This window comes from Streptomyces sp. NPDC017529, assembly GCF_044329785.1.
In the GTDB taxonomy this organism is placed as follows: Bacteria; Actinomycetota; Actinomycetes; order Streptomycetales; family Streptomycetaceae; genus Streptomyces.
In genome coordinates this window covers 137,661-160,602 of record NZ_JBIRJY010000009.1, presented here as the reverse complement: position 1 = coordinate 160,602, position 22,942 = coordinate 137,661, and the positions used below count along the sequence as shown (strand labels likewise).

The 22,942-nt window shown below is 71.8% G+C and carries 21 protein-coding genes and 1 tRNA gene; 13 read left to right on the top strand and 9 right to left on the bottom strand.

Going from position 1 to position 22,942, the window contains the following annotated elements:
- Window position 1 precedes the first annotated feature (1 nt).
- A complete protein-coding gene (locus tag ACH4K4_RS23725; protein WP_398169827.1) occupies window positions 2-565 on the top strand; it encodes an SUKH-3 domain-containing protein in 564 nt (187 codons plus the stop codon).
- Between the two features lie 128 nt (window positions 566-693).
- Here ACH4K4_RS23725 and ACH4K4_RS23720 read toward each other — a convergent pair whose 3' ends face one another.
- Window positions 694-2,169 (bottom strand): sensor histidine kinase, encoded by a 1,476-nt coding sequence (locus ACH4K4_RS23720; RefSeq protein ID WP_398169825.1) that lies wholly within the window; start codon window positions 2,167-2,169, stop codon window positions 694-696.
- 156 nt (window positions 2,170-2,325) lie between these two features.
- On the opposite strand from ACH4K4_RS23720, the gene ACH4K4_RS23715 reads away from it, so the two are divergent.
- The 7 genes from ACH4K4_RS23715 to ACH4K4_RS23685 all read left to right on the top strand — a co-directional run bounded on the left by ACH4K4_RS23715 (window position 2,326) and on the right by ACH4K4_RS23685 (window position 7,945).
- Window positions 2,326-3,081: a helix-turn-helix domain-containing protein gene (locus tag ACH4K4_RS23715; RefSeq protein ID WP_398169824.1), complete on the top strand. Its 756-nt coding sequence runs from the start codon at window positions 2,326-2,328 to the stop codon at window positions 3,079-3,081.
- 29 nt (window positions 3,082-3,110) lie between these two features.
- A tRNA-Gln gene (locus ACH4K4_RS23710) sits at window positions 3,111-3,182 on the top strand.
- A gap of 112 nt (window positions 3,183-3,294) precedes the next feature.
- Window positions 3,295-4,752: a bifunctional UDP-N-acetylglucosamine diphosphorylase/glucosamine-1-phosphate N-acetyltransferase GlmU gene (gene glmU / locus ACH4K4_RS23705; RefSeq protein WP_398169823.1), complete on the top strand. Its 1,458-nt coding sequence runs from the start codon at window positions 3,295-3,297 to the stop codon at window positions 4,750-4,752.
- A 70-nt stretch (window positions 4,753-4,822) separates the two neighbouring features.
- Window positions 4,823-5,797 (top strand): ribose-phosphate diphosphokinase, encoded by a 975-nt coding sequence (locus ACH4K4_RS23700; protein ID WP_003984389.1) that lies wholly within the window; start codon window positions 4,823-4,825, stop codon window positions 5,795-5,797.
- Window positions 5,798-6,017: 220 nt separating this feature from the next.
- The gene (locus ACH4K4_RS23695) at window positions 6,018-6,599 is read left to right on the top strand and encodes a 50S ribosomal protein L25/general stress protein Ctc (RefSeq protein ID WP_398170014.1); all 582 of its coding nucleotides are present in this window, start codon (window positions 6,018-6,020) and stop codon (window positions 6,597-6,599) included.
- A 100-nt stretch (window positions 6,600-6,699) separates the two neighbouring features.
- Window positions 6,700-7,293: an aminoacyl-tRNA hydrolase gene (gene pth / locus ACH4K4_RS23690; RefSeq protein ID WP_398170012.1), complete on the top strand. Its 594-nt coding sequence runs from the start codon at window positions 6,700-6,702 to the stop codon at window positions 7,291-7,293.
- Window positions 7,294-7,408: 115 nt separating this feature from the next.
- Entirely contained in the window at window positions 7,409-7,945 is a 537-nt protein-coding gene (locus ACH4K4_RS23685; protein WP_398169821.1) for a hypothetical protein, read from the top strand.
- Between the two features lie 6 nt (window positions 7,946-7,951).
- On the opposite strand, the gene ACH4K4_RS23680 is transcribed toward ACH4K4_RS23685, so the two are convergent.
- On the bottom strand, window positions 7,952-8,629 hold the full coding sequence (locus ACH4K4_RS23680; protein ID WP_398169819.1) for a hypothetical protein: 678 nt from the start codon (window positions 8,627-8,629) through the stop codon (window positions 7,952-7,954).
- Between the two features lie 54 nt (window positions 8,630-8,683).
- Window positions 8,684-11,467 (bottom strand): phosphoenolpyruvate carboxylase, encoded by a 2,784-nt coding sequence (gene ppc / locus ACH4K4_RS23675; RefSeq protein WP_398169818.1) that lies wholly within the window; start codon window positions 11,465-11,467, stop codon window positions 8,684-8,686.
- Between the two features lie 396 nt (window positions 11,468-11,863).
- Here ppc and ACH4K4_RS23670 point away from each other — a divergent pair, with 396 nt between their 5' ends.
- Both ACH4K4_RS23670 and ACH4K4_RS23665 read left to right on the top strand, forming a co-directional pair.
- The gene (locus tag ACH4K4_RS23670) at window positions 11,864-12,856 is read left to right on the top strand and encodes an acyl-CoA desaturase (RefSeq protein WP_398169817.1); all 993 of its coding nucleotides are present in this window, start codon (window positions 11,864-11,866) and stop codon (window positions 12,854-12,856) included.
- Window positions 12,857-12,878: 22 nt separating this feature from the next.
- Entirely contained in the window at window positions 12,879-13,565 is a 687-nt protein-coding gene (locus ACH4K4_RS23665) for a TetR family transcriptional regulator (protein ID WP_398169816.1), read from the top strand.
- Between the two features lie 15 nt (window positions 13,566-13,580).
- Here ACH4K4_RS23665 and ACH4K4_RS23660 read toward each other — a convergent pair whose 3' ends face one another.
- Both ACH4K4_RS23660 and ACH4K4_RS23655 read right to left on the bottom strand, forming a co-directional pair.
- Window positions 13,581-13,961: a VOC family protein gene (locus ACH4K4_RS23660; protein WP_398169814.1), complete on the bottom strand. Its 381-nt coding sequence runs from the start codon at window positions 13,959-13,961 to the stop codon at window positions 13,581-13,583.
- A gap of 18 nt (window positions 13,962-13,979) precedes the next feature.
- Window positions 13,980-14,798 (bottom strand): trans-aconitate 2-methyltransferase, encoded by an 819-nt coding sequence (locus ACH4K4_RS23655; protein ID WP_398169813.1) that lies wholly within the window; start codon window positions 14,796-14,798, stop codon window positions 13,980-13,982.
- Window positions 14,799-14,942: 144 nt separating this feature from the next.
- Between ACH4K4_RS23655 and ACH4K4_RS23650 the strand changes: the two genes are divergently transcribed.
- The 3 genes from ACH4K4_RS23650 (at window position 14,943) to ACH4K4_RS23640 (ending at window position 18,531) form a co-directional block, all read left to right on the top strand.
- Window positions 14,943-15,440, top strand: a complete 498-nt coding sequence (locus ACH4K4_RS23650; protein ID WP_360127191.1) for a MarR family transcriptional regulator — start codon at window positions 14,943-14,945, stop codon at window positions 15,438-15,440.
- A gap of 62 nt (window positions 15,441-15,502) precedes the next feature.
- Entirely contained in the window at window positions 15,503-16,369 is an 867-nt protein-coding gene (locus ACH4K4_RS23645) for an SDR family NAD(P)-dependent oxidoreductase (RefSeq protein WP_398169811.1), read from the top strand.
- A gap of 113 nt (window positions 16,370-16,482) precedes the next feature.
- The gene (locus tag ACH4K4_RS23640) at window positions 16,483-18,531 is read left to right on the top strand and encodes a beta-galactosidase (RefSeq protein WP_398169810.1); all 2,049 of its coding nucleotides are present in this window, start codon (window positions 16,483-16,485) and stop codon (window positions 18,529-18,531) included.
- A gap of 29 nt (window positions 18,532-18,560) precedes the next feature.
- Here ACH4K4_RS23640 and ACH4K4_RS23635 read toward each other — a convergent pair whose 3' ends face one another.
- The 4 genes from ACH4K4_RS23635 to galT all read right to left on the bottom strand — a co-directional run bounded on the left by ACH4K4_RS23635 (window position 18,561) and on the right by galT (window position 22,868).
- The gene (locus ACH4K4_RS23635) at window positions 18,561-19,340 is read right to left on the bottom strand and encodes a LuxR C-terminal-related transcriptional regulator (protein ID WP_398169809.1); all 780 of its coding nucleotides are present in this window, start codon (window positions 19,338-19,340) and stop codon (window positions 18,561-18,563) included.
- A gap of 320 nt (window positions 19,341-19,660) precedes the next feature.
- Entirely contained in the window at window positions 19,661-20,860 is a 1,200-nt protein-coding gene (gene galK / locus ACH4K4_RS23630) for a galactokinase (RefSeq protein WP_398169808.1), read from the bottom strand.
- Window positions 20,857-21,828: a UDP-glucose 4-epimerase GalE gene (galE, locus tag ACH4K4_RS23625; protein WP_398169807.1), complete on the bottom strand. Its 972-nt coding sequence runs from the start codon at window positions 21,826-21,828 to the stop codon at window positions 20,857-20,859. Before galE ends, galK begins: the two co-directional genes overlap by 4 nt.
- Window positions 21,825-22,868, bottom strand: a complete 1,044-nt coding sequence (gene galT / locus ACH4K4_RS23620) for a galactose-1-phosphate uridylyltransferase (protein ID WP_398169805.1) — start codon at window positions 22,866-22,868, stop codon at window positions 21,825-21,827. Before galT ends, galE begins: the two co-directional genes overlap by 4 nt.
- Between the last annotated feature and the right edge of the window lie 74 nt (window positions 22,869-22,942).

Below are 22,942 nucleotides of genomic sequence, written 5' to 3'. Positions count from 1 at the left end.
CATGCCGCCCACCGCACCGTCACCGGAACCCACCGCGCCCATCCCCCCGGTGTACGACTCCTACGAACGCACCTCGGCGACCCGCTTCCCCGTCGCCGTCGACGCCGCCCTCCAGGACGCCGGCTGGCGCCCCGGCCGCTGGGACATAAAGCAGGCCGAACACTGGGCCGACGCCCTGCGCGCCCACGCCTCCCCCGCCGGGCACCGCCACATCGTCTTCCCCGCCGCCGTCGAAGCGTGGGCCGAGTTCGGCGGCCTCGACATCGCCCCCACCGGCCCCGGACGCCACATCGCCCCCACACCCTTCACCCTCGACCCCCTGCACGGCCTCCACCTCGCCCGCACCCTCGGCGACCTCGGCCGCGCCCTGGAAACCGACGTCGCCCCCCTCGGCCAGGAAGCAGGCGGCCAGGCCGTCCTCGCCATCGACACCGAAGGCCGCGTCTACAGCCTCGACCACACCGGCGACTGGTACCTCGGCGCCGACCTCGACCAGGCCCTGAACACCCTGGTCCTCGGCATCCGCCCGACCCGCCTCGTCCCCGCCGCACCCCCGGAGAACTGAGCCGAACACCGGTACGGCGGGCGATACACCGACCCGTACCCGTACGGGAGACGTACGCGGACGCGGCAAAGCGCGACCAGCGGCAGGGGCCCCTCGTCAGGTCCCCTGCCGCCGCGGAAAAGACCCGCTCAGGCCGCCTGCCACCCCGGCAGCACCGCCGACACCCGGAAACCGCCCGCCTCCGTCGCCCCCGACACGAACACACCACCCAACGCCGTCACCCGCTCCCGCATGCCGACCAGGCCGTTGCCCCCACTCGGCAACCCCGCGTCCACCGCGCCCCGCGCCGACGGACCGTTCTCCACCTGCACCGCGACCTCACCCTCCCGATGCGCCAACCGCACCCGCGCCCGCGCACCCGGCGCGTGCTTGTGCACATTCGTCAGCGCCTCCTGCACCACCCGGTACACCGTCTGCTCCACCCCCGGCGGATAACCACCCTCCACGGCCGCACCGTCCACCGACAGCTCCACCGCCATCCCGGCCGCCCGCGACTGCCCCACCAGATCACCCAGCTCCGCCAGCGAAGGCCCCTCGCCCTCCGGCTCCGCCGTCACCACCGCGGCACCACCCCGCGACTCCCCACCGGAACCCGCCCCGCCCTCCGCCGCCGCCCGGCCCACCGGCGCGGAACGCGCCCCACCACCGGACTCCCCCGCTTCCTCCCCCGCGTCCGCAGCCGCCGCCACCTTCACCTTCGCCTGCGACGCCATCGCCACCAGACGCTCCGGCTCATCCGACGACCGCCCCGAGGACCGGCCCGACACCCCCTCCGCCGTCCGCAGCACCCCCAGCATCTCCCGCAACTCCGTCAGCGCCTGCCGGCCCATGTCCCCCACCAGCGCGGCGTTCCGCGACGCCTTCTCCGGATCCTTCAACGCCACCGCCTGCAACGCCGCCGCGTGCACCACCATCAGACTCACCCGGTGCGCCACCACGTCGTGCATCTCCCGCGCGATCCGCGTCCGCTCCTCGTTACGGGCCCACTCCGCCCGCTCCTCCGCCCGGTCGGCCAGCAGCGACAACTCCCGCTCCAGCCCGTCCGCCCGCTCCCGCAGGCTCTCCACCAGCCGCCGGCGGGCACCGACGTACAACCCCCACAACACCGGCGGCGCCGTCAGCACCAGCGCCGCCGTCACGGCCATCACCAGCACGAACCACGTCGGCGGATGGAAATCGGGCTCGCTCCCCACGTCCTGCCGGATGGTGAAGAAGCTGGAGACCAGCGTCCCGGTCACCGCCATCCCGGACAGCAGCCCGATCACCCGCCGCGGCACGTCCGAGACCGCCAGCGAATACAGGCCCACCACACTCAGCACCGCGCCCATCTGCGTCGGCGTCACCGCGACCGCCACCAGCACCACGGCCACCGGCCAACGGCGCCGCACCAGCAGCACCGGCCCCACGACCAGGCCGAGCACCAGCCCGACCCACGACGGCAGCCCCGCGTCCTCCGCGAAGTCCAACCCCTCGAAGAGGGTCTCCACCGTCGAGACCACGGCCAGCGACACGTCCAGCACAGCACTCCGCCGCCGTGGCCACCACCACGGCCCGGCGGGCGCGTCCCGCGCACTCGTTCCCTCGATTGCCCCCGTTGCGGTCATACCGACCAGCCTACGGGCGCCCCCGAGCGGTTGTCCGTCGAGCGTCCGTGCACGCGAACGCGCCGTTACGGACGGGTACCCACCGCTTTCACGCGAACTATTGAATCGCCCACATTTTCGGCTGTTTAGTACATCGCCCGGCCCGACCCTGACGTCATGCGCAACACACGACCGGACTTCGAGTCCCTGCACGACAAGGCAGCCACCCTCCGCCGCGCGGGCCCGAGCCGCCACCCGAACGCGAAGGGCGACGCACGGGCGAGGGCCAGGGAACTGCGGGCGCGGGGGATGACGTACGACGAGATCGTGGCCGAGCTCGGGGTGTCCAAAAGCTCGGTCTCCCTCTGGGTCCGCGACCTCCCCAAGCCGGCGGCCTCGCCGGAACGCATGCACCGCATGCGCGAGGCCCGCTGGGAGCCGCACCGCAAGGCAGTGGCCGAAGCCCGCCGGCGGACGAAGGAGGACGCGGCGCGCGAGATCGGCGCCCTCACCGAAAGGGAACTGTTCCTCATCGGCGTCGGCCTGTACTGGGCCGAGGGCAGCAAGAGCAAGCCGCACAGCCCACAGGAGCGCGCGACCTTCATCAACAGCGACCCGGGCATGATCCAGGTCTACTTGGCATGGCTCGCGCTCCTCGGAGTCACGCCGGAACGGACGCAGTTCCGCGTTCACATCCACGAGTCGGCCGGCGTCGCCGCCGCCGAGCGCTACTGGGCGGACCTGGTCGGCATCGACGTCACCGGCCTCGCCAGGACGACGCTGAAGAAACACAACCCGAAGACCGTCCGCAAGAACGTGGGCGAGGACTACCACGGCTGTCTCGTGGTCCGCGTTCTGCAATCCGCTGATCTGTACCGTCGCATCGAAGGCTGGTGGTACGGCATAGTGTTGGGTGCCAAGCGGCCAGCCTGACGGAATGTCCGGTTTGACCACTTATGCACTCCCCTGTGGTGTAATGGGCAACACAGTCGGTTTTGGTCCGATAATTCCGGGTTCGAGTCCTGGCAGGGGAGCAACGCAACGTTCGGGTCCCGGCCGCCGGTCGGGACCCGCCCGCGTTTCGGCCGCAAAGCGCACCGGTATCCTTCGGGTGTCCACCACCCGAAGAAGCCGAAGGGCATCCCCGTGAGCGCCAATCGCCCGGCCGCCGTCGTCGTTCTCGCAGCGGGTGAGGGCACCCGCATGAAGTCGACGACCCCCAAGGTTTTGCACGCGATCTGCGGTCGCTCCCTCGTGGGGCATGTCGTCGCCGCCTCCCGCGAGCTGGACCCCGAGCACCTCGTCGTGGTCGTCGGCCATGCCCGTGAGCAGGTCGGCGCGCATCTCGCCGAGATCGACCAGGACGTGCGGACCGCTGTCCAGTACGAGCAGAACGGCACCGGCCACGCCGTCCGCATGGGCCTGGAGGAGCTGAGCGACGGGGGCGTCACCCTCGACGGCACCGTGATCGTCGTGTGCGGGGACACTCCGCTGCTGACCGGCGAGACCCTCAAGAAGCTCGGCGACACCCACGCGGCGGACGGCAACGCCGTCACCGTGCTGTCGGCCGAGGTCCCGGACTCGACCGGGTACGGCCGGATCGTGCGCGACGAGAACACCGGCGCGGTGACCGAGATCGTCGAGCACAAGGACGCCACGGACGCGCAGCGCGCGATCCGGGAGATCAACTCCGGGGTGTTCGCGTTCGACGCGCAGCTGCTGACCGACGCGCTGGGCAAGGTCCGTACGGACAACAGCCAGGGTGAGGAGTACCTCACGGACGTGCTGGGCATCCTGCGGGAGGCCGGGCACCGGGTCGGCGCCGCGGTGGCGGACGACCACCGGGAGATCCTGGGGATCAACAACCGGGTGCAGCTCGCCGAGGCGCGCCGGCTGCTGAACGAGCGGCTGCTGCACCGGGCGATGCTGGCCGGTGTGACGGTCGTGGATCCGGCGACGACGTGGGTGGACGTGTCGGTGTCGTTCGAGGCGGACGCGACGGTGCATCCGAATACGCAGCTGCTGGGCGGTACGCACGTTGCGGCGCACGCGGAGGTGGGTCCGGATTCGCGGCTGAAGGACACCGCGGTCGGTGAGGGTGCGACGGTGTCGTTCACGGTCGCGGACGGTGCGAAGGTCGGTCCCGGCGCGAGTGTGGGGCCGTACGCGTACTTGCGTCCGGGTACGGATCTGGGGCCGAAGGCGAAGGCCGGTACGTACGTGGAGATGAAGAACGCGACGATCGGCGAGGGCACGAAGGTGCCGCACCTGTCGTATGTGGGTGACGCGACGATCGGTGAGTTCAGCAACATCGGCGCGGCGAGCGTGTTCGTGAACTACGACGGTGAGGCGAAGCACCACACGACGGTCGGGTCGCACTGCAAGACCGGCTCGGACAATATGTTTGTGGCTCCTGTCACGGTCGGGGACGGTGCGTACACCGCTGCCGGCTCGGTCATCACCAAGGATGTGCCCCCGGGTTCGCTGGCGGTCGCGCGCGGCCAGCAGCGGAATATCGAGGGTTGGGTCGCTCGTAAGCGTCCCGGAAGCGCCGCCGCGCAGGCTGCGTCTGCTGCTGGCCAGGAGTCCGACGGCGAGCAGTGATCGTGCTCGGGTGCGCCGTGCGGGGCGTACCGTGATAAGCGCACGCAAACAGGATCTGAGGAGATTTGCTGTGACCGGGATCAAGACGACCGGCGAGAAGAAGCTGATGCTCTTCTCCGGCCGCGCCCACCCCGAGCTGGCTGAGGAGGTCGCCCACCAGCTGGGTGTCGGGCTGGTCCCGACCAAGGCGTTCGACTTCGCCAACGGAGAGATCTATGTCCGTTACCAGGAGTCGGCGCGTGGTGCGGACTGCTTCTTGATGCAGAGCCACACGGCTCCCATCAACAAGTGGATCATGGAACAGTTGATCATGATTGATGCGCTGAAGCGGGCCTCGGCCCGCAGCATCACCGTGGTCATCCCGTCGTACGGGTACGCCCGCCAGGACAAGAAGCACCGTGGCCGCGAGCCGATCTCGGCCCGCCTGATCGCGGATCTGCTGAAGTGCGCGGGTGCCGACCGGATCGTCACGGTCGACCTGCACACCGACCAGATCCAGGGCTTCTTCGACGGCCCGGTGGACCACCTGTTCGCGCTGCCGGTCCTCGCGGACTACGTGGGCGCCAAGGTGGACCGCGAGAAGCTGACGGTGGTCTCGCCGGACGCGGGCCGGGTGCGGGTCGCGGACCGCTGGTGCGACCGGCTGGACGCGCCGCTGGCGATCGTGCACAAGCGGCGTGACAAGGACGTGGCGAACCAGGTCACGGTCCACGAGGTCGTCGGTGACGTGAAGGACCGGGTCTGCGTCCTGGTCGACGACATGATCGACACCGGTGGCACGATCTGTGCCGCGGCGGACGCGCTGTTCGCGAACGGTGCCGCGGACGTCATCGTGACGGCGACGCACGGCATCCTGTCGGGCCCGGCGGCGGACCGTCTGAAGAACTCCAAGGTGAGCGAGTTCGTGTTCACGAACACCCTGCCCACGCCGTCGGAGCTGGAGCTGGACAAGATCACGGTGCTGTCGATGGCGCCGACGATCGCGCGGGCGATCCGTGAGGTGTTCGAGGACGGTTCGGTGACCAGCCTCTTCGAGGAGCAGTGAGCCGGATTCCGTAGCCCGTAAGGCTCACGGAGATCGACTTTGGGGGCGGCCTCCCCGCCGGGTAGACTCGTGGAGTTGCTCGGCGAGGGAGGCCGCACTTTTCTGTGGTGCGGCGGTCCGTTATCGACGCGCTCTTCGTAGCAGGTCTGTCGTGGGCCGGGTGACGCCCCACAGATCCGTCCGGTCGTCCGTCGACCGCGCCGACTACGAGGAGTGCCACATGGCCGAGGTCAAGCTCGACGCCAAGATCCGTACCGACTTCGGTAAGGGTGCCGCCCGCCGTTCGCGCCGCGAGGACATGGTCCCCGCCGTGATCTACGGCCACGGTGCCGAGCCGAAGCACGTCGCCATCCACAACCACGCGCTGATGATGGCGCTGAAGAACTCGAACGCGCTGATCCGCCTGGACGTGGACGGCGAGAGCTTCCTGGTCATCCCCAAGGCCGTGCAGCGTGAGGCCATCCGTGGCTTCCTGGTCCACGTGGACTTCCTGGCCGTGCGCAAGGGCGAGAAGGTCACCGTCGAGATCCCGATCCACATCGAGGGCGACCTGGCGCCGGGTGCCAACCTGCTGGAGCACCTGCTGAACACCCTGCCGCTGGAGGCCGAGGCCACCCACATCCCGGAGTCGGTGACCGTCTCCGTGGCGGGCCTGGACGCCGGTGACTCGGTGCACGCCAAGGACATCACCCTGCCGGCCGGCTCGACGCTGGCGATCGACGAGGAGACCGTGGTGCTCCAGGTCGTCGCGGCGCAGGCCGAGGCGCCGGCGGCCGAGGGCGACGAGTCCGCCGAGGCCTGACCGCTTCTGTAACGCAGGTGTCAACCGCCGCCCGGCGCCGAGTGCGCGGGGCGGCGGTTGAGCCGTTTCACGCGGTCTGCTGCTGCAAGGAGACATGAGGATGACGACGGACGCCGAGGGTCCCTGGCTGGTCGCGGGGCTGGGCAATCCGGGCCCCGAGTACGCGGCCAACCGCCACAACGTGGGGTTCATGGTGGCGGATCTGCTCGCGGAGCGGATGCGCGGGCGGTTCAAGGCGCACAAGGCGCGGGCGCAGGTCGTGGAGGGCCGGATCGGTCCGCCGGGTCCCGGCAGCCGGCGGGTGGTGATCGCCAAGCCGATGACGTACATGAACCTGTCGGGTGGTCCGGTGACGGCGCTGCGGGACTTCTACAAGGTGCCGGTGGGCAACGTCATCGCGGTCCACGACGAGCTGGACATCGACTACGGGGCGCTGCGGCTGAAGCTGGGTGGTGGCGACAACGGTCACAACGGGCTGAAGTCGATCACGAAGTCGCTGGGTGCGGAGTATCACCGGGTGCGTTTCGGTATCGGCCGCCCTCCTGGCCGGATGCAGGTGGCGGACTTCGTTCTGAAGGACTTCTCCGGTGCGGAGCGCAAGGAGCTGGACTACTTCGTCGACCGGGCGGCGGATGCCGTGGAGGCGCTGGTCGTGGACGGTCTTGAGCGGGCCCAGAGCACGTACAACTCGTGAGGCGCGGGCTGCCTTACGTGGTGTGAGCGGGGCGAATGGGGCAGTCGGTGCCAGGGTCTGACGAACCGGCACCCGAGGTTGACCGAGCGCAGTTGCATGGCCAAGGATCGCCGCCATGCCCAAGAGCCGCCCGAGTACCAAGAAGCGCAGCCGTCCGGTCAAACGCAGCCGCACCCGCCGGATGGGGGAGAGCGCCTACGGGCTGCTGCTCGTCGCCCGTACGGGACTGATGGGCGCGGTGGCGCTGCTGCTGCTGGTGGCGGGCGTGTGGACGTCGTGGAACACGGCGCAGTACGCGATGCTCGTGGAGGCGCGGGAGCGCGGCACGATGACGGTGACCGGTTGCCAGGACGACCGGTGTACGGGTCCGTACGCGCCGGATGAGCGGGACGGCAGGCACCGGGAGCGGGTGTCGATAGCCGCGGCGGCGGCGCCGGACCAGGGTGAGCGGGTCGAGGTGACGGTGAAGCCCGGTACGGACCGTGCGGTGCGGACGGGTGCGGGTGGTGTTCTGCACGCGTGGGTCCCGTTCGCGGGTTCGCTGCTGCTGGCGGCGCTGGTGGTGGCGGGCGGTATGAAACTGCGGCGTACGGCCTGGGTGATGGGCCTGCTGGGCACGGTGCTGCTGGGGGCGACGTTCGCGGCGTTGTAGTACGTACTACGTGCGCCGGTGCAGCTCCCACATGCCGAGTTCGTCGTCGTGGGCGCGTAGCCGGGCGACGGCTTCGTCCAGTGTGCGCTGCTCGGTGAGTTCGTAGAACAGGAACAGCGGGGCGAAGACGCTGGCGTAGCCGAACGGTGCGCCGTGCGGTGCGATGTAGGCGCTCGCTCCGGCGTCGAGGAAGGCTTCGGCCAGCGCGGGGTCGCCGGTGTCGCAGCCGTTGGCGATGACGACGCTGTCCGTCAGGCGGGTGTGCGCGCGTACTTCCTCTGGGCCGGCGGAGTCGTTGAACGGCTGGTAGGCGGAGAGTTCGGGGGCGAGTCCGTCGAGCAGGATGCGCCCCTCGTCGCCGTGGCAGGCCAGGATGACGTACGGCGCGGCCTTCCGGCTGCCGTCGAGGGCGGCCAGGAAGTGGCGGGCTGTCCGATGGGCAGGTAGTTCACCTGCACGCCGAAGCTCTCCAGCGCGTCCCGCAGTGGCCGTCCGTGCCCGCCCTCGATGTCCAGCAGGTCCACGGCGGTCCAGGCCAGCTGCCCCGCCTGTATCTCGCGTATCCGCGACGGCCGCTGCGTCGCCAGCCAGGTTGTCTCGTCCATGTGCGGTGCCCCCGAACGACGGTTGGCCGGGGCAGAGGCCCCGGCCAACGATGCAAGCCTGTCCGGCGTTTGAGGACAATCGGTTGTCCGGCGCGCGGCGGCCGGCCCGGGGCTCGCCGGGCCGGCCGTCAGGTCACCCGGTGTTGCGCAGGCCCGCCGCGACGCCGTTCACGGTCAGCAGCAGCGCCCGTGCCAGTACCGGGTCGGCTTCCTCGCCGCGTTCTGCCGCGGCCCGCTGGCGGTGCAGCAGCGAGACCTGGAGGTAGGAGATCGGGTCGAGGTAGGCGTCGCGGATGTGGAAGGTCTGCTTCAGGACCGGGTTGGATTCGAGCAGTTCGCTCTCGCCCGTGACGCGCAGGACTTCCTGCACGGTCAGTTCGTGCTCGGCCTTGATCGTGTCGAAGACGTGCTTGAGCTCGTCGGGTACGAGGGTGTCGACGTAGTGCTGGGCGATCCGCAGGTCGGTCTTGGCCAGCGTCATCTCGACGTTGGACAGGAAGTTGCGGAAGAAGTGCCAGTGCTCGTGCATCTCGTCGAGGACGACGTCGAGTCCGGCTTCGCGGGCGGCCTTGAGGCCGGTGCCGACGCCGAACCAGCCGGGGACGATCTGGCGGGACTGGGTCCAGCCGAAGACCCACGGGATGGCGCGCAGGCCGTCGAGTCCGGCGCCGGAGTCGGGCCGGCGGGAGGGCCGGGAGCCGAGGTGGAGTTCGGCGAGCTGGTCGACGGGGGTGGACGCGAAGAAGTACGCGGGCAGGTCGGGGTCCTCGACCAGCTTGCGGTAGGCGCCGTGTGCGGCGTCGGAGACGGTCTCCATGGCGGCGTCCCAGCGGGCGAGTGCCTCGTCGGACTGGCGCGGCGCGGTGTGCAGCGCGGAGGCCTGGAGGGTGGCGGCGACGGTCAGTTCCAGGTTCTCCCGGGCGAGGGAGGGGACCAGGTACTTGTCGGAGATGACCTCGCCCTGTTCGGTGACCTTGATCTCGCCTTCGAGGGTGCCGTAGGGCTGGGCGAGGATCGCGTCGTGGGAGGGGCCGCCGCCGCGGCCGACGGTGCCGCCGCGGCCGTGGAAGAGGCGCAGGCGTACGCCGTGCCGGTGGGCGACGTCGCGCAGCAGGCGCTGGGCGCGGTGGATCTCCCACTGGCTGGTGGTGATGCCGCCGAACTTGGAGGAGTCGGAGTAGCCGAGCATGACCTCCTGGACGTCGCCGCGCAGGGCGACCAGGCGCCGGTAGGAGGGGTCGGCGAGCATCTCGTCGAGGAGCTGGTCGGCGATCTTCAGTTCGTCGGTGGTCTCCAGGAGCGGCACGATGCCGATCTTGGCCCAGCCGGCGTGCAGGTCGATCAGGCCGGCCTCGCGGGCCAGGACGGTGGCGGCGAAGACGTCGTCGGAGCCCTGGCACATGGAGATGATGTAGGACTCGACGACCTCGGGGCCGAAGGTCTCCTTGGCCTTGAGGACGGTGCGGAAGACACCGAGGGTCTTGGCGCCGGCCTCGTCGAGGGGGGCGGGGCTGGGGGCGAGGGGGCGGCGCGAGCGCAGTTCCTTGGCGAGGAGCTTGCGGCGGTAGTCGCGCGGCATGTCGGTGTAGCGCCAGGATTCCTCGCCGAGGCGGTCGAAGAGCTGGCCGAGTGCGTGGTGGTGGGCGTCGGCGTGTTCGCGGACGTCCATGGTGGCGAGCTGGAGGCCGAAGGCGGCGATGGTGCGGATCGTGCGCTCCAGGCGGCCGTCGGCGACGAGGCCGCCGCGGTGCTCGCGCAGCGAGGTCTGGATGAGGGTGAGGTCCTCGATGAGGCCGGTGGTGCCGAGGTAGTCGCGGCCGGGGACGTGCGGGGTGTCGTTGGCCAGGCGTTCGCGGGTGTTGACGAGCTTCTGGCGGATGCAGGTGGCCTTGAGGCGGTAGGGCTCCTCGGCGTTCAGCCGCTTGTAGCGGGGGCTGATCTCGGGGAGCGCGTCGAGGTCCTGCTGGAGGGAGGCGAGGAGTTCGTCGGTGGCGCCGCAGTTGCGGATGGAGTTGGACAGGGCGCCGCGCAGCTCGTCGATGTGTTCGAGGGCGTCGGTGATGCCGTGTTCGTGCTGGAGGATCAGGACGTCCCAGGTCACCTGGGGGGTGACGTTGGGGTTGCCGTCGCGGTCGCCGCCGATCCAGGTGCCGAAGGTGAGGGGGCGGGTGCCGGGCGGGAGGGGGGCGCCGGCCCGCTCCAGTTCGGCGGCGAGGTCTTCGAGGACGTCGCCGACGGCGCCGCGGCCGAGCTCGTCGAGGTAGTAGATGGCGTTGCGGGCCTCGTCGGTCGGCTCGGGGCGGGCGACGCGCAGTTCGTCGGTCTGCCAGATGAGGTCGATGTTCTCGGCGAGGCGCAGGTCGGCGCGGCGGCGCTCGGTGGTGTCCGTACGGTCGAGGAGCTCGGCGACCTTGCGGAGCTTGGTGAGGACGGAGCGGCGGGCGGCCTCGGTGGGGTGGGCGGTGAAGACGGGCCGTACGCCGAGGTTCTTGGCGGTCGCGCGCAGGTGCTCGGGGTCGGCTTCCTTGAGCATGTCGGCCGTGCGGGCGAGGATGCCGCCTTCGGCGGCGCGCTTGGCGCGCAGTTCGCGGCCGCGGTGCACCTGTTCGGTGACGTTGGCGAGGTGGAAGTAGGTGGAGAAGGCGCGGACCAGCTTGGCGGCGGTGGCCAGGTCGGTCTCGCCGAGGAGCCGGGCGGCGGCCTCGCCGTCGGAGCGGGTCAGGGCGCGCACCTGTTCGACGAGGTCCAGCAGTTCCTGGCCTTCCTGGCGGACGAGGGTCTCGCCGAGGAGGTCGCCGAGGCGGCGGATGTCGGCGCGCAGGGGTCCGTTGTCGCGGGCGGCGTCGGCGGTGGCCGGGGCGCCGGCGCCGCCGGTGCGCTCGTCGTTCGCGGCGGGGGTGATGTCGGCACTGCTCACAGGTGCGGCTCCTTGCAGTGATCTTCGTGATCTGAGCACGTCCGGGCGCTTGCGGGGGTACTCCCCGGCTGCCGCCGGGGCCCCGCCGGCCGTGGCCGGCGGGAGTTTGCGGACCGCGCTGTCCGACGTTCCCCAGGATAGGTCTCCCCGCCGTCGGCGGATCACCCTGTCCGTTTGGTGGGCACCTACTCGTCCGGGCTGCTGCTCACACCCCGGCGGTGTTCATTTGTGACGGAACTTGCACGGCTTCTCCACCATGTTTTGCCGCAATTCGGTCACTCGTTACCGACCTGTCGGACCCTTGTCCGCGCAGACGGCGCTGCCATACTTACGAGACCGTAGGTTACGGTCCCGTAGCCGTAACCGTGCCCCCGAGCCCCCGACGAGGGACACCACATGACCGCTAGCCCCGAAGTCATCGAAGACTCGCCGAAACCCGTCGAAACCCCGCTGCCGTCCGCGACGCTGGGCAGCGACAGCAAACGCTCGGTCGAACAGATCACCCTCCTGCTGTTCATCACCCTGCCCTTCGTGGCGCTGGTGGCCGCGGTGCCGCTGGCCTGGGGCTGGGGCGTCAGCTGGCTCGACCTGGCGCTGCTGGCGGCGATGTACTTCATCGGCTGCCACGGCATCACGATCGGCTTCCACCGCTACTTCACCCACGGCTCCTTCAAGGCGAAGCGCCCCCTGCGGATCGCGCTGGCGGTCATGGGGTCGCTGGCGGTCGAGGGGCCGCTGGTGCGCTGGGTGGCGGACCACCGCAAGCACCACAAGTTCTCCGACGCCGAGGGCGACCCGCACTCCCCCTGGCGGTTCGGCGAGACGGTGCCGGCGCTCATGAAGGGCCTGTGGTGGGCCCACATCGGGTGGATGTTCGACGAGGAGCAGACGCCGCAGCACAAGTACGCACCGGACCTGATCAAGGACGACGCGATCCGCCGGATCTCCCGCCAGTTCGTCCTGTGGACGACGGTGTCCCTGCTGATCCCGCCGCTGGTGGGCGGCCTGGTCACGATGTCGTGGCAGGGCGCGGCCACCGCGTTCTTCTGGGGCTCGCTGATCCGGGTCGGCCTGCTCCACCACGTCACGTGGTCGATCAACTCGATCTGCCACGCGGTGGGCAAGCGCCCTTTCAGGTCCCGCGACCGGTCCGGCAACGTGTGGTGGCTGGCGGTGCTCTCCTGCGGCGAGTCCTGGCACAACCTGCACCACGCCGACCCGACGAGCGCGCGGCACGGCGTACTGCGGGGGCAGGTCGACTCCAGTGCCCGCCTCATCCGCTGGTTCGAGAAGGCCGGCTGGGCGTACGACGTGCGCTGGCCGAGCGCGTCCCGGGTCGACGCCAGGCGCAAGGACGGTGCCGCGACCGGGGGTACCGGCCGCCGGTAGCCGGGGAAGGCATGATTGACGGGTGGCGATCGACGGCAGCAGCGTGAACGACAAACAGGGCAAGGCCCCCTCCGGCGCGGGCACCCGGCGCACCCGCAGGGTGCGGATGACGGGAGCGGAGCGCCGCGAGCAGCTGCTCGACATCGGTCGCACCCTCTTCGCGGAGCGCGGCTTCGAGGGCACCTCGGTGGAGGAGATCGCGGCCAAGGCCGGCGTCTCCAAGCCCGTCGTCTACGAGCATTTCGGCGGCAAGGAGGGGCTGTACGCGGTCGTGGTGGACCGCGAGATGCGCCAGCTGCTGGACATGGTGACCGGCGCGCTGACCGCCGGCCACCCGCGTGAGCTGCTGGAGCAGGCCGCCTTCGCGCTCCTGGACTACATCGAGACGTACACGGACGGTTTCCGCATCCTGGTGCGCGACTCCCCCGTCGCCCAGTCGACCGGCACCTTCGCCTCCCTGATCAGCGACATCGCGACCCAGGTGGAGGACATCCTCGGCCTGGAGTTCAAGGCCCGCGGCTTCGAGCCGAAGCTGGCGCCCCTGTACGCGCAGGCCCTGGTCGGCATGGTCGCCCTGACCGGCCAGTGGTGGCTGGACGTCCGCAAGCCGAAGAAGGCGGAGGTCGCCGCCCATCTGGTGAACCTCGCCTGGCACGGTCTCGACGGCCTGGAGCCCAAGCCGCGCCTGATAGGCCACCGCCGGTCCTGACCGGGCCGCGGCCCGTTACGCGGTGCTTCCCGGGGAGTCCTTCTCCTCCAGGAGTTCCAGGCGATTGCCGACGGGGTCCCGGGTGTAGCAGCGGTCGTGGCCCGGGAGGCCGTCGTCCCAGGTGACGGGGGCGCCGTGGGCGGCGAGCCGGGCGGCGTGGGCGCGGAGGCCGGTGACGCGCAGGGCCGGGTGGGCCTTGCCCGCGGGGCGGAAGTCCGGGTCGATGCCCAGGTGGAGCCGGGCCTCACCAGCCTCGAACCAGCATCCGCCCCGGCCGGCGAGCGCCGCCGGTTTGGGGATCTCCCGCAGCCCGAGGACTGTGCCGTAGAACGCGCGCAGGACGGTTTCGCTGCCCGGTGGCGCGGCGAGCTGGACGTGGTCGAGGCCGGTGATCATGGCTTCACCTCAAGGGGGTCATCGGTCTTTGCGCGCCACCACGAAGATGCGGCGGAACGGGAAGACGGTGCCGTGCGGGCCGGGCGGGTAGGACTTGCGCAGCAGGTCGCGGTACTGGGAGAGGAACTCGTCGCGGGCCGCCGGGTCGTCCTCCAGAGCGGTCAGCACCGGGCGCAGGGCGGTTCCCTTGACCCAGTCGAGGACCGGGTCCTCGCCTTGGAGGAGCTGGACGTAGGTGGTCTCCCAGGCGTCGACCGAGCAGCCGAGCGCGGTGAGGCGTTCCAGGTAGGCGGTGGGGGCGAGGATGTGCACGAAGCGCCGGCCGTGGTCGGCGAGGCGGGCGCGCCACTGGGGTTCGTCGCACAGCTCGCCGAGCAGCGCGTGGCTGGGCGAGGTGAAGTTGCCCGGGACCTGGAAGGCGAGGGTGCCGCCGGGGGTGAGGCCTTCGATCCAGGCCGGCAGGGACTCGGGGTGGTTGGGGACCCACTGCAGCGCCGCGTTGGAGATGATCAGGTCGAACGGTTCTTCCGGCCGCCAGTGGGTGGCGTCGGCGGGCCCGAAGTCGAGGAGGCCGCCGCCGGGGGTGGGTCCGGCGTACACCTCGGCTTCCTTGAGCATGTCGGCGGAGCTGTCCAGGCCGGTGACGTGCGCGTCGGGCCAGCGGTCGGTGAGCTGGACAGTGACGTTGCCGGGGCCGCAGCCGAGGTCGGCGATGCGGGCGGGGCGGGTGCGGTTGGGGAGCTCGGGTATGCGGGCGAGCAGGTCGTGGAACGGGCGCGTGCGGTGTCCGGCGTGGCGCAGGTATTGCTGCGGATCCCAGGTTGGTGCGACGTGCATGTTCGAACCCCTTCAGCTGATACAGGGTTGGTACAGGCCACGCGGGTGCGGCGTGAACCCATCGCCGACGATGCCCAATAGTCCACGGAAATATATCTTGACGTCAAGAGACTTCACATCGACAGACCAACTACACTGATCGATATGGAGGACGAGGTCGACCGACTGGTCGCAGCATGGCGCCGGGAGCGCCCGGACCTCGACGTGGAACCACTTGAGGTCCTCAGCCGCATCAGCAGGCTGGCCAGACACCTCGACCGCGCCCGCCGCCTCGCCTTCTCCGAGGTCGGCCTGGAGCCCTGGGAATTCGACGTGCTCACCGCGCTGCGCCGCGCCGGGGCACCGTACCAACTCTCCCCCGGCGCCCTGCTCACCCAGACCCTGGTCACCTCCGGCACGATGACCAACCGCATCGACAGGCTGGCGAAGAAGGGCCTCGTCGAGCGGCTGCCGGACCCCAGCGACCGGCGCGGCGTGCTCGTCCGGCTGACCCCCGAAGGCCGCGAGGCGGCGGACGAGTCGCTGGCCGGGCTGCTCACGCAGGAACGGGCGATCCTGGCCGAGCTGTCCCCCCGCCAGCGCGGCGAACTCGCCGGACTGCTCCGGCAATTGACAGCCCCCTTCGACAACACGCCGGGCTGAGGCGCACCGCCCCGACCAGCGTCTCTTGCCGACCCCCCGCCCCGTGGGCTTGGATCGCGAACATGAGCCAGCACGGCCCGCGGGGCCAGCAGGGGCACGACGGCACGCAGGGGCACGAGGGGCACGGCCACCCCCGGCGGCAAGGGCTCCGGCGGCCCTCGGGGGCGCCGGACGGGTCGCGGTTCACGGGGCGCACGGTCCTGGTGACCGGCGCCGCCGCCGGCATCGGCGCGGCGACCGCCGACCGGCTGGCGGCCGAGGGCGCGCAGGTGCTGCTCCTGGATGTCGACGACGAGCGCGGCGAGCGCACCGCCCGCCGTATCCGCGCCCTGGGCGGCCGGGCCTCGTACGAGCACTGCGACGTGGCGCGGGAGGACGACTGGCGGCGCGCCGCGCACGCCGCGCGGCAGCGGTACGGCCCGGTGGACGGCCTGGTCGGCAACGCCGCCCTCCAGGTGCCGCCCGCGTCCGCCGGGCTGACGCCGCGGGCGGACTGGGACCGGCAGCTCGCGGTGAACCTCACGGGGGCGTTCCTGGGGGTGCGGGCGGTGCTGGCGGATCTGCGGGAGCGGCGCGGTTCGGTCGTTCTCACCTCGTCGGTGCAGGCACATTTCGGGCTGCCGGGCCGTCCCGCGTACGCGGCGGCCAAGGCGGGGCTGACCGGGCTGGCGCGCCAGCTGGCGGTCGAGTACGGGCCGGACGTGCGGGTGAACAGCGTGCTGCCGGGGCCGGTGCTGACCGCGGCGTGGGACGCCGTCGGCGAGGCGGAGCGGCAGGCCAGCGCCGGGGAGACGGCGGCCGGGCGGCTCGGGCGCCCGGAGGAGGTGGCCGCCGCCGTCGCGTTCCTGCTCTCCGGCGACGCGTCGTACGTGACGGGCGCCGAGCTGGTCGTGGACGGCGGCTGGAGCGTGCGCAAGAACTCGTTCTGACGCGCGGCCGGATGTGCGCGGTGCGGCGCGCGCGGCCGGGAATCATGGCGGTACGGGCGGCCGTACACCGCGCGCGGCACGGTACCCGCACTCGTCGCGACCCAGGAGGCCCGGTGGGAATCCACTTCGGTGCGGACTACAACCCCGAGCAGTGGCCCGAGGAGGTGTGGGAGCAGGACCTGAGCCTGATGAAGCGGGCCCACGTCACCATGGTCACCGCCGGGATCTTCTCGTGGGCGAAGGCCGAGCCGCGACCCGGCGCGTACGACTTCGACTGGTTCGACCGGGTCATGGACGGCCTCGGCGGCGCCGGCATCCGCGTGTGCCTGGCCACCATGACCGCCTCCCCGCCGCCCTGGCTCACGCGCGCGCACCCGGAAATCCTGCCGCAGGGCCCGGACGGGCAGCGCCGCTGGCCCGGCGCGCGGCAGCACTACTGCCCGTCCAGCCCCGTCTACCGCGAGCACGCCGTCCGGCTCGCCGAGCGGCTCGCGGCCCGCTACGCCGGGCACCCGGCGCTGGCCATGTGGCACGTCGGCAACGAGTACGGCTGCCACACCCGCCAGTGCTTCTGCGACGTGTCGGCCGCGGACTTCCGGCGCTGGCTGCGCGCGCGGTACGGGAGCGTGGAGCGCCTCAACGCCGCCTGGTCGACGGCCTTCTGGTCACAGGCGTACGCCGATTTCGACGAGGTCCTGCCGCCGCGCAGCGCGCCCACCTTCCCCAACCCGGCCCAGCAACTGGACTACCTGCGCTTCAGCGACGACGCGCTGCGCCGCTGCTACCTGGCGGAGAGGGAAGTGCTGGCACGGCTGAGCCCCGGGGTGCCGGTGACCACCAACCTGATGCCGTTCCACAAGCCGGTGGACGCGTTCGCTTGGTCGGCGGACATGGACGCGATGGCGCTGGACTTCTACCAGGATCCCTTCGACCCGGAGACGCATCTGCGGGCCGCCTTCACCTTCGACCTGATGCGTTCGGCGCGCGGCGGGCAGCCCTGGCTGCTGCTGGAGCAGGCGCCCGGCGCGGTCAACTGGCGGGCCGTCAACGGCCCGAAGCCGCCGGGCGCGATGCGGCTGTGGAGCTGGCAGGCCGTCGCGCAGGGCGCGGACGCGGTCCTGTACTTCCAGTGGCGGCAGTCGCGCGGCGGCGCCGAGAAGTTCCACTCGGCGATGGTGCCGCACGCCGGTACGGACACCCGGATCTTCCGCGAGGTGTCGGACCTGGGGCGGGAGCTGGCGTCCGTGCCGGAGATCGCGGGGTCGCGGGCCGTGCCGCCGACGGCTGCGCTGGTCGTGGACTGGGACAGCTGGCGGACCCTGGAGCTGGACTCACACCCCTCTTCAAAGCTGCGCCTGCCGGAGCTGGCGCTGGGGCACTACCGGCCGCTGTTCGCGGCGGGCGTCGCGTGCGACGTCGTGCCCCCGGATCGCGACCTGTCCGGCTACCGGCTGGTCGTCGTGCCGAACCTGTACGCGGTGACCTTGCCCTGCGCCGAGCGGCTGGCGTCGTACGTACGGGACGGCGGGCATCTGCTGGTGTCGTTCTTCTCGGGGGTCGTGGACGACTGCGACCGGGTGCACCCCGGCGGCTGCCCGGGACCGCTGCGGGAACTGCTGGGCCTGCGGGTGGAGGAGTTCTGGCCGCTGGAGGAGGGCACGGCGGTCGGCGTACGGGGATGCGGCGGCGCGGCGGGCGGATGGGACCTGCCGGACGGCCGGGCGGACCTGTGGTCGGAGGCCGTCCGCCTCGAAGGCGCCGAGGCCGTCGCGGAGTTCACGGACGGCGAGCTGGCGGGCAGCCCGGCCGTCACCCGGCACGGCTACGGCGCCGGCACCGCGACGTACGTGGGCACCCGGCTCGAACCCGCGCTGATGCGCGCCCTGTCGGACGGCGTACGGGCGGCGGCGGGCGTGCGGCCGGTGCTGGCCGGGCTGCCGGCGGGCGTGCAGGCCACCGTCCGCGAAGGGCCCGGCGGGCGCTTCCTGTTCCTCCTCAACCACGGTGCTCAGGCCGCCGACATCGCCCTGCCCTGCCCGATGGCCGACGCGCTCGCCGGGGCGCGCGGGGAGCGGGAGGACCACACGTACCAGGTCGCGCTGCCCGCCCGTGGCGTGGCCGTGCTGCGGGACCTGCGCCCGGTGGCGGCGACGGCCACCTGACCGGCCAGGGGCGGCCGCGCCGCCGCGCCTCAGGTGAGCGCGGAGGCCGCCGCCGTGGCCGGTTCCAGCTCCACGGGGCCCACCCCGGCCCGCCGCGCCAGCGCCACGGCGGCGAGCGTCGAGTGCACGCCCAGCTTGCCGAGCACGTTCTGCATGTGCGTACGGACCGTGTGCGGCGACAGGAACAGCCGCTCGGCGACCGCCTTGCGGCCCAGGCCCGCCACCATGCAGCGCAGCACCTCGCGCTCGCGCGGCGTCAGCGACTCCACCAGCCGCTCGCTCTCGGTGCGGTGCTTGCGTGCGGCCGTCAGCTCCCGCAGGACGCCGGTCAGCAGCGCGGGCGGCAGATGCGTCTCGTCGCGCAGCACGCCGCGGATGACGGCGAGCAGCCGGGAGAGCGAGCAGTCCTTGGCGACCCAGCCGCCGGCGCCCGCCTGCAGGGCGAAGGCGGCCCTGCGCGGGTCGTCCTTCTCGGCGAGCACGACGGTACGGACGTACGGGTACGCCGTACGGACGCCCGCGACCAGCGAGATGCCGTCCAGCGGGCCGCCCTCCGAGGCGCCGTCGCGGCCCTGCACGGGCTGGGCGGGCACGGAAGCCAGCGGCGCCGCGACGGTGCCGAGGTCCGCGTCGATGAGCATCACGTCGAAGCGCCGGCCGTCCGCGGCCGCCCGTTCCAGGCTGCGCAGAGCCGCCGGTCCACTGCCGGCCGCGGCCACCTCCACGTCCTGTTCGGCCGCCAGCGCGGCCGCCAGCGACTCGGCAAAGATGCGGTGGTCGTCGACCACCAGAACCCGGATGCGTTGCACTGAGACCCCCTGTCTCGGGGAACGGACCAAGTGGGCACGACGCCCGGAACCAACGGTCGGCGCAGCCGCACGGCCGCCGCCGTGCCGCATGACCTTCCCACCCCGGGCGCCGTACCCGACTGTCTCGCCCCCTGATCAGCACCGGCCCCCACCGGTGCTGGGACTCAGAGTACGGACGGGGTGCGGCAACGGAAGGCTATTGGCAAAACTGCCCGGCCCAAGTGTTCAGAGTGGGGCCCAGCGGCCGTCGAGGGACAGAAGTCGACAAGGATCGTCTCAATCCGTTCGGCCGGCGCGTGGTTCCCCGGGGGCCGCGGGCCTCACACCAGCCGCCGCGCGCCCGCGCTCGGTACGGCCGGGAAGATCCGCGGCCTCGCGTACCCGGCCGCCGCGAACGCCTGGACGATCCGCCCGGCGACGGCGTCCGCCGCGGCCTCCTCCACGAGCACGACCGCCGAGCCGCCGAAGCCGCCGCCGGTCATCCGGGCCCCCAGCGCGCCCGCCGCGCCGGCCGCCGCGACGGCGAGGTCCAGTTCGGCGCAGGAGACCCGGAAGTCGTCGCGCAGCGAGGCGTGCCCGTCGGTCAGCAGGGGGCCGATGGCGCGGGGGTCGCCCGCGTCCAGGCGGGCGATGACGTCCTCGACCCGCCGGTTCTCGGTGACGACGTGCCGCACGGCGGCCCGCACGTCCGGGCCGCCGCCGGGCCCCGCGTCCTGCGGCGCCGCGGCCAGGCTGCCCAGTGCCGCGGGCAGTTGCGCGTACTGCACATCACGCAGCGCGTGTACGCCGAGCGCCCGCGCGCCGTGCTCGCACATGGCGCGCCGCTGCGCGTACGCGCCGTCCCCCAACTCGTGTTTCACCCGCGTGTCCACGACCAGGAGCCGCAGTCCCCGACCCGCCAAATCGAACGGAACCTGCCGCTGGGAGAGGTCGCGGGTGTCCAGGAAGAGCGCGTGGCCCTCGGTGCAGCAGGCCGCCGCAGTCTGGTCCATGATGCCGCAGGGCACGCCGACGAAGGCGTTCTCCGCACGCTGGGCGAGCCGCGCCAAGCGCTGCCGGGTGAGCCCGAGTCCGTAGAGGTCGTCGAGGGCGAGCGCGGTGACGACTTCCAGGGCCGCCGACGAGGACAGCCCGGCGCCGACCGGGACGGTGCTGTCGTAGTGCAGGTCCGCGCCGCCGACGGGCAGTCCGGCCTCGCGCATCGCCCAGACGACGCCCGCGGGGTAGGCCGCCCAGCCGCCGTCGGAGGCCGGGCGCAGGGCGTCCAGCCGCAGTTCGGCGATCTGGCCGCCGCCGCTGCTGCCGTCTCCGGAGTGCACGCGCAGTACGCCGTCGGTACGGGGCGAGGCGGCGGCGAGGATGGTGTGCGGCAGCGCCAGCGGCATGACGAAGCCGTCGTTGTAGTCGGTGTGTTCGCCGATCAGGTTGACGCGGCCGGGCGCCGCCCACACCCCGGCGGGGGCGGCGCCGTACACCTCGCGGAAGCGCTCGGCGGTGTGCCGGGCGCGCTGGTCCGTCATGGGGTGCGGGCCTCCCCGCGCTGGGCGAACTGCCAGGCGTCCGCGACGATTCCGGCCAGGTCGGCGCGGCTGGGGCGCCAGCCGAGCCGGTCGACGGCGGTCTGCGCGGAGGCGACCAGGACGGCGGGATCGCCGCCGCGGCGGCCCGCGGTGATCTCGGGGACGGGGTGGCCGGTGACCTTGCGGACGGTCTCGATCACCTCGCGTACGGAGAAGCCGTTGCCGTTGCCGAGGTTGCAGATCAGGTGCTCGCCCGGCGCCGCCGCGCCCAGCGCGAGCAGATGGGCCTCGGCCAGGTCGGCGACGTGGATGTAGTCGCGTACGCAGGTGCCGTCGGGCGTCGGGTAGTCGTCGCCGTAGACGGAGATGGCCTCCCGCTTGCCCTGGGCGACCTGGAGGACGAGCGGAATCAGGTGCGATTCGGGATCGTGGCGCTCGCCGCAGTCCTTGTAGGCTCCCGCGACATTGAAGTAGCGCAGGGAGACTGCGGCCAGGCCGTGCGCCGCGCACTCCCCCGCGATCATGTGGTCGACGGCCAGTTTGGAGGCGCCGTACGGGCTGGTGGGCGCGGTGGGCGCGGACTCGGTGACCGGGGTGCGCTCGGGCTCGCCGTAGGTGGCGGCGGTGGAGGAGAAGACCAGCGTGCGCACGCCGGCGCCGCGCATCGCGGCGAGCAGGTCCATGGTGCCGCCGACGTTGTTGCGCCAGTACTTCTCGGGGTCCGTGACGGACTCGCCGACCTGGGAGAAGGCGGCGAAGTGCAGCACCGCGTCGTAGGAGGGGTCCAGGTGGCGGGCGGCGTCCTGGACGCGGCCCTCGATGAAACGGGTGCCGGCCGGTACGCCCTCGCGGTGCCCCGTGGACAGGTCGTCGAGGACCGTGACGGTGTGCCCCGCCTCGACCAGGTGGGCGGCCACGACGCTGCCCACGTATCCCGCACCGCCGGTGACCAGGTACTTGTTGCTCACTCGCTCGCTACCTCTCGCAGTCGCTGGGCCGCAGCCTCCGGCGGCACGTCGTTGATGAACACGCTCATGCCGGATTCGGAACCCGCGAGGAACTTCAGCTTGCCGGAAGTGCGGCGGATGGTGAAAAGCTCGAGGTGGAGGGCGAATTCCCCGCGGTCGGCGACGTCCAGGGGCGCTTGGTGCCAGGCGGAGACGTACGGCGTCGGAGGCTCCCCGGGGCCGAAGATCCGGTCGAAGCGCCGCAAGACTTCCAGATAGACCTGTGGGAACTCTGTGCGCGCCTCCTCGTCGAGGGCGAGGAGGTCGGGGACCCGGCGCTTGGGGTAGAGGTGGACCTCGTACGGCCAGTGCGCCGCGTACGGGACGAAGGCGGTCCAGTGCCCGGCGTCCAGGACGATGCGGCGGCCGTCGGCGCGCTCGTCGGCGAGGACGTCGTCGAAGAGGTTGCGGCCGCTCTTCTCGCGGTGGGCGGCCAGCGAGGCGAGCATGCGTTCGGTGCGCGGGGTGGTGAAGGGGTAGGCGTAGATCTGGCCGTGCGGGTGACCGAGGGTGACGCCGATCTCCGCGCCGCGGTTCTCGAAGCAGAAGACCTGCCGGACGCCGGGGAGTTGGGAGAGTTCGGCGGTGCGGTCGGTCCACGCGTCCAGGACGAGGCCGGCCTGCCGCTCGGTGAGGTCGGCGAAGGAGGCGTCGTGGTCCGGGGTGAAGCAGACCACCTCGCAGCGGCCGTTGTCGCCGGCCAGCGAGGGGAAACGATTCTCGAAGACGGCGACGTCGTAGTCGGCGGCGGGGATCTCGGTACTGCGGCCGTCCCGGGAGGGGCACAGCGGGCAGGCGTCGGCCGGCGGGTGGTACGTACGGCCCTGGCGGTGCGAGGCGACGGCGACCGCGTCACCGAGCAGGCGGTCGTGGCGGATCTCGGAGGCGGTGGAGACGGCGTCCAGGGGCCGGCGGTCGGCGTCCTCGCGCACGACGTCGTCGCGCAGGTCGTAGTAGATGAGCTCCCGGCCGTCGGCGAGCCGGGTCATCGTCTTCTTCACTGGGGCACTCCTCGGGCACCGTCACACCCACCAAACATAAACACACACAATGAAGCACAACTAAACAACCCCGT

What these genes read in the sequence shown, in the direction of transcription:
- ACH4K4_RS23725 (WP_398169827.1), top strand. Translation starts at nt 2, where the DNA reads ATGCCGCCCACCGCACCGTCACCGGAACCCACCGCGCCCATCCCCCCG.
- ACH4K4_RS23720 (WP_398169825.1), bottom strand. Translation starts at nt 2,169, where the DNA reads ATGACCGCAACGGGGGCAATCGAGGGAACGAGTGCGCGGGACGCGCCC.
- ACH4K4_RS23715 (WP_398169824.1), top strand. Translation starts at nt 2,326, where the DNA reads ATGCGCAACACACGACCGGACTTCGAGTCCCTGCACGACAAGGCAGCC.
- ACH4K4_RS23695 (WP_398170014.1), top strand. Translation starts at nt 6,018, where the DNA reads ATGGCCGAGGTCAAGCTCGACGCCAAGATCCGTACCGACTTCGGTAAG.
- pth (WP_398170012.1), top strand. Translation starts at nt 6,700, where the DNA reads ATGACGACGGACGCCGAGGGTCCCTGGCTGGTCGCGGGGCTGGGCAAT.
- ACH4K4_RS23685 (WP_398169821.1), top strand. Translation starts at nt 7,409, where the DNA reads ATGCCCAAGAGCCGCCCGAGTACCAAGAAGCGCAGCCGTCCGGTCAAA.
- ACH4K4_RS23670 (WP_398169817.1), top strand. Translation starts at nt 11,864, where the DNA reads ATGACCGCTAGCCCCGAAGTCATCGAAGACTCGCCGAAACCCGTCGAA.
- ACH4K4_RS23660 (WP_398169814.1), bottom strand. Translation starts at nt 13,961, where the DNA reads ATGATCACCGGCCTCGACCACGTCCAGCTCGCCGCGCCACCGGGCAGC.
- ACH4K4_RS23655 (WP_398169813.1), bottom strand. Translation starts at nt 14,798, where the DNA reads ATGCACGTCGCACCAACCTGGGATCCGCAGCAATACCTGCGCCACGCC.
- ACH4K4_RS23650 (WP_360127191.1), top strand. Translation starts at nt 14,943, where the DNA reads ATGGAGGACGAGGTCGACCGACTGGTCGCAGCATGGCGCCGGGAGCGC.
- ACH4K4_RS23645 (WP_398169811.1), top strand. Translation starts at nt 15,503, where the DNA reads ATGAGCCAGCACGGCCCGCGGGGCCAGCAGGGGCACGACGGCACGCAG.
- galK (WP_398169808.1), bottom strand. Translation starts at nt 20,860, where the DNA reads ATGACGGACCAGCGCGCCCGGCACACCGCCGAGCGCTTCCGCGAGGTG.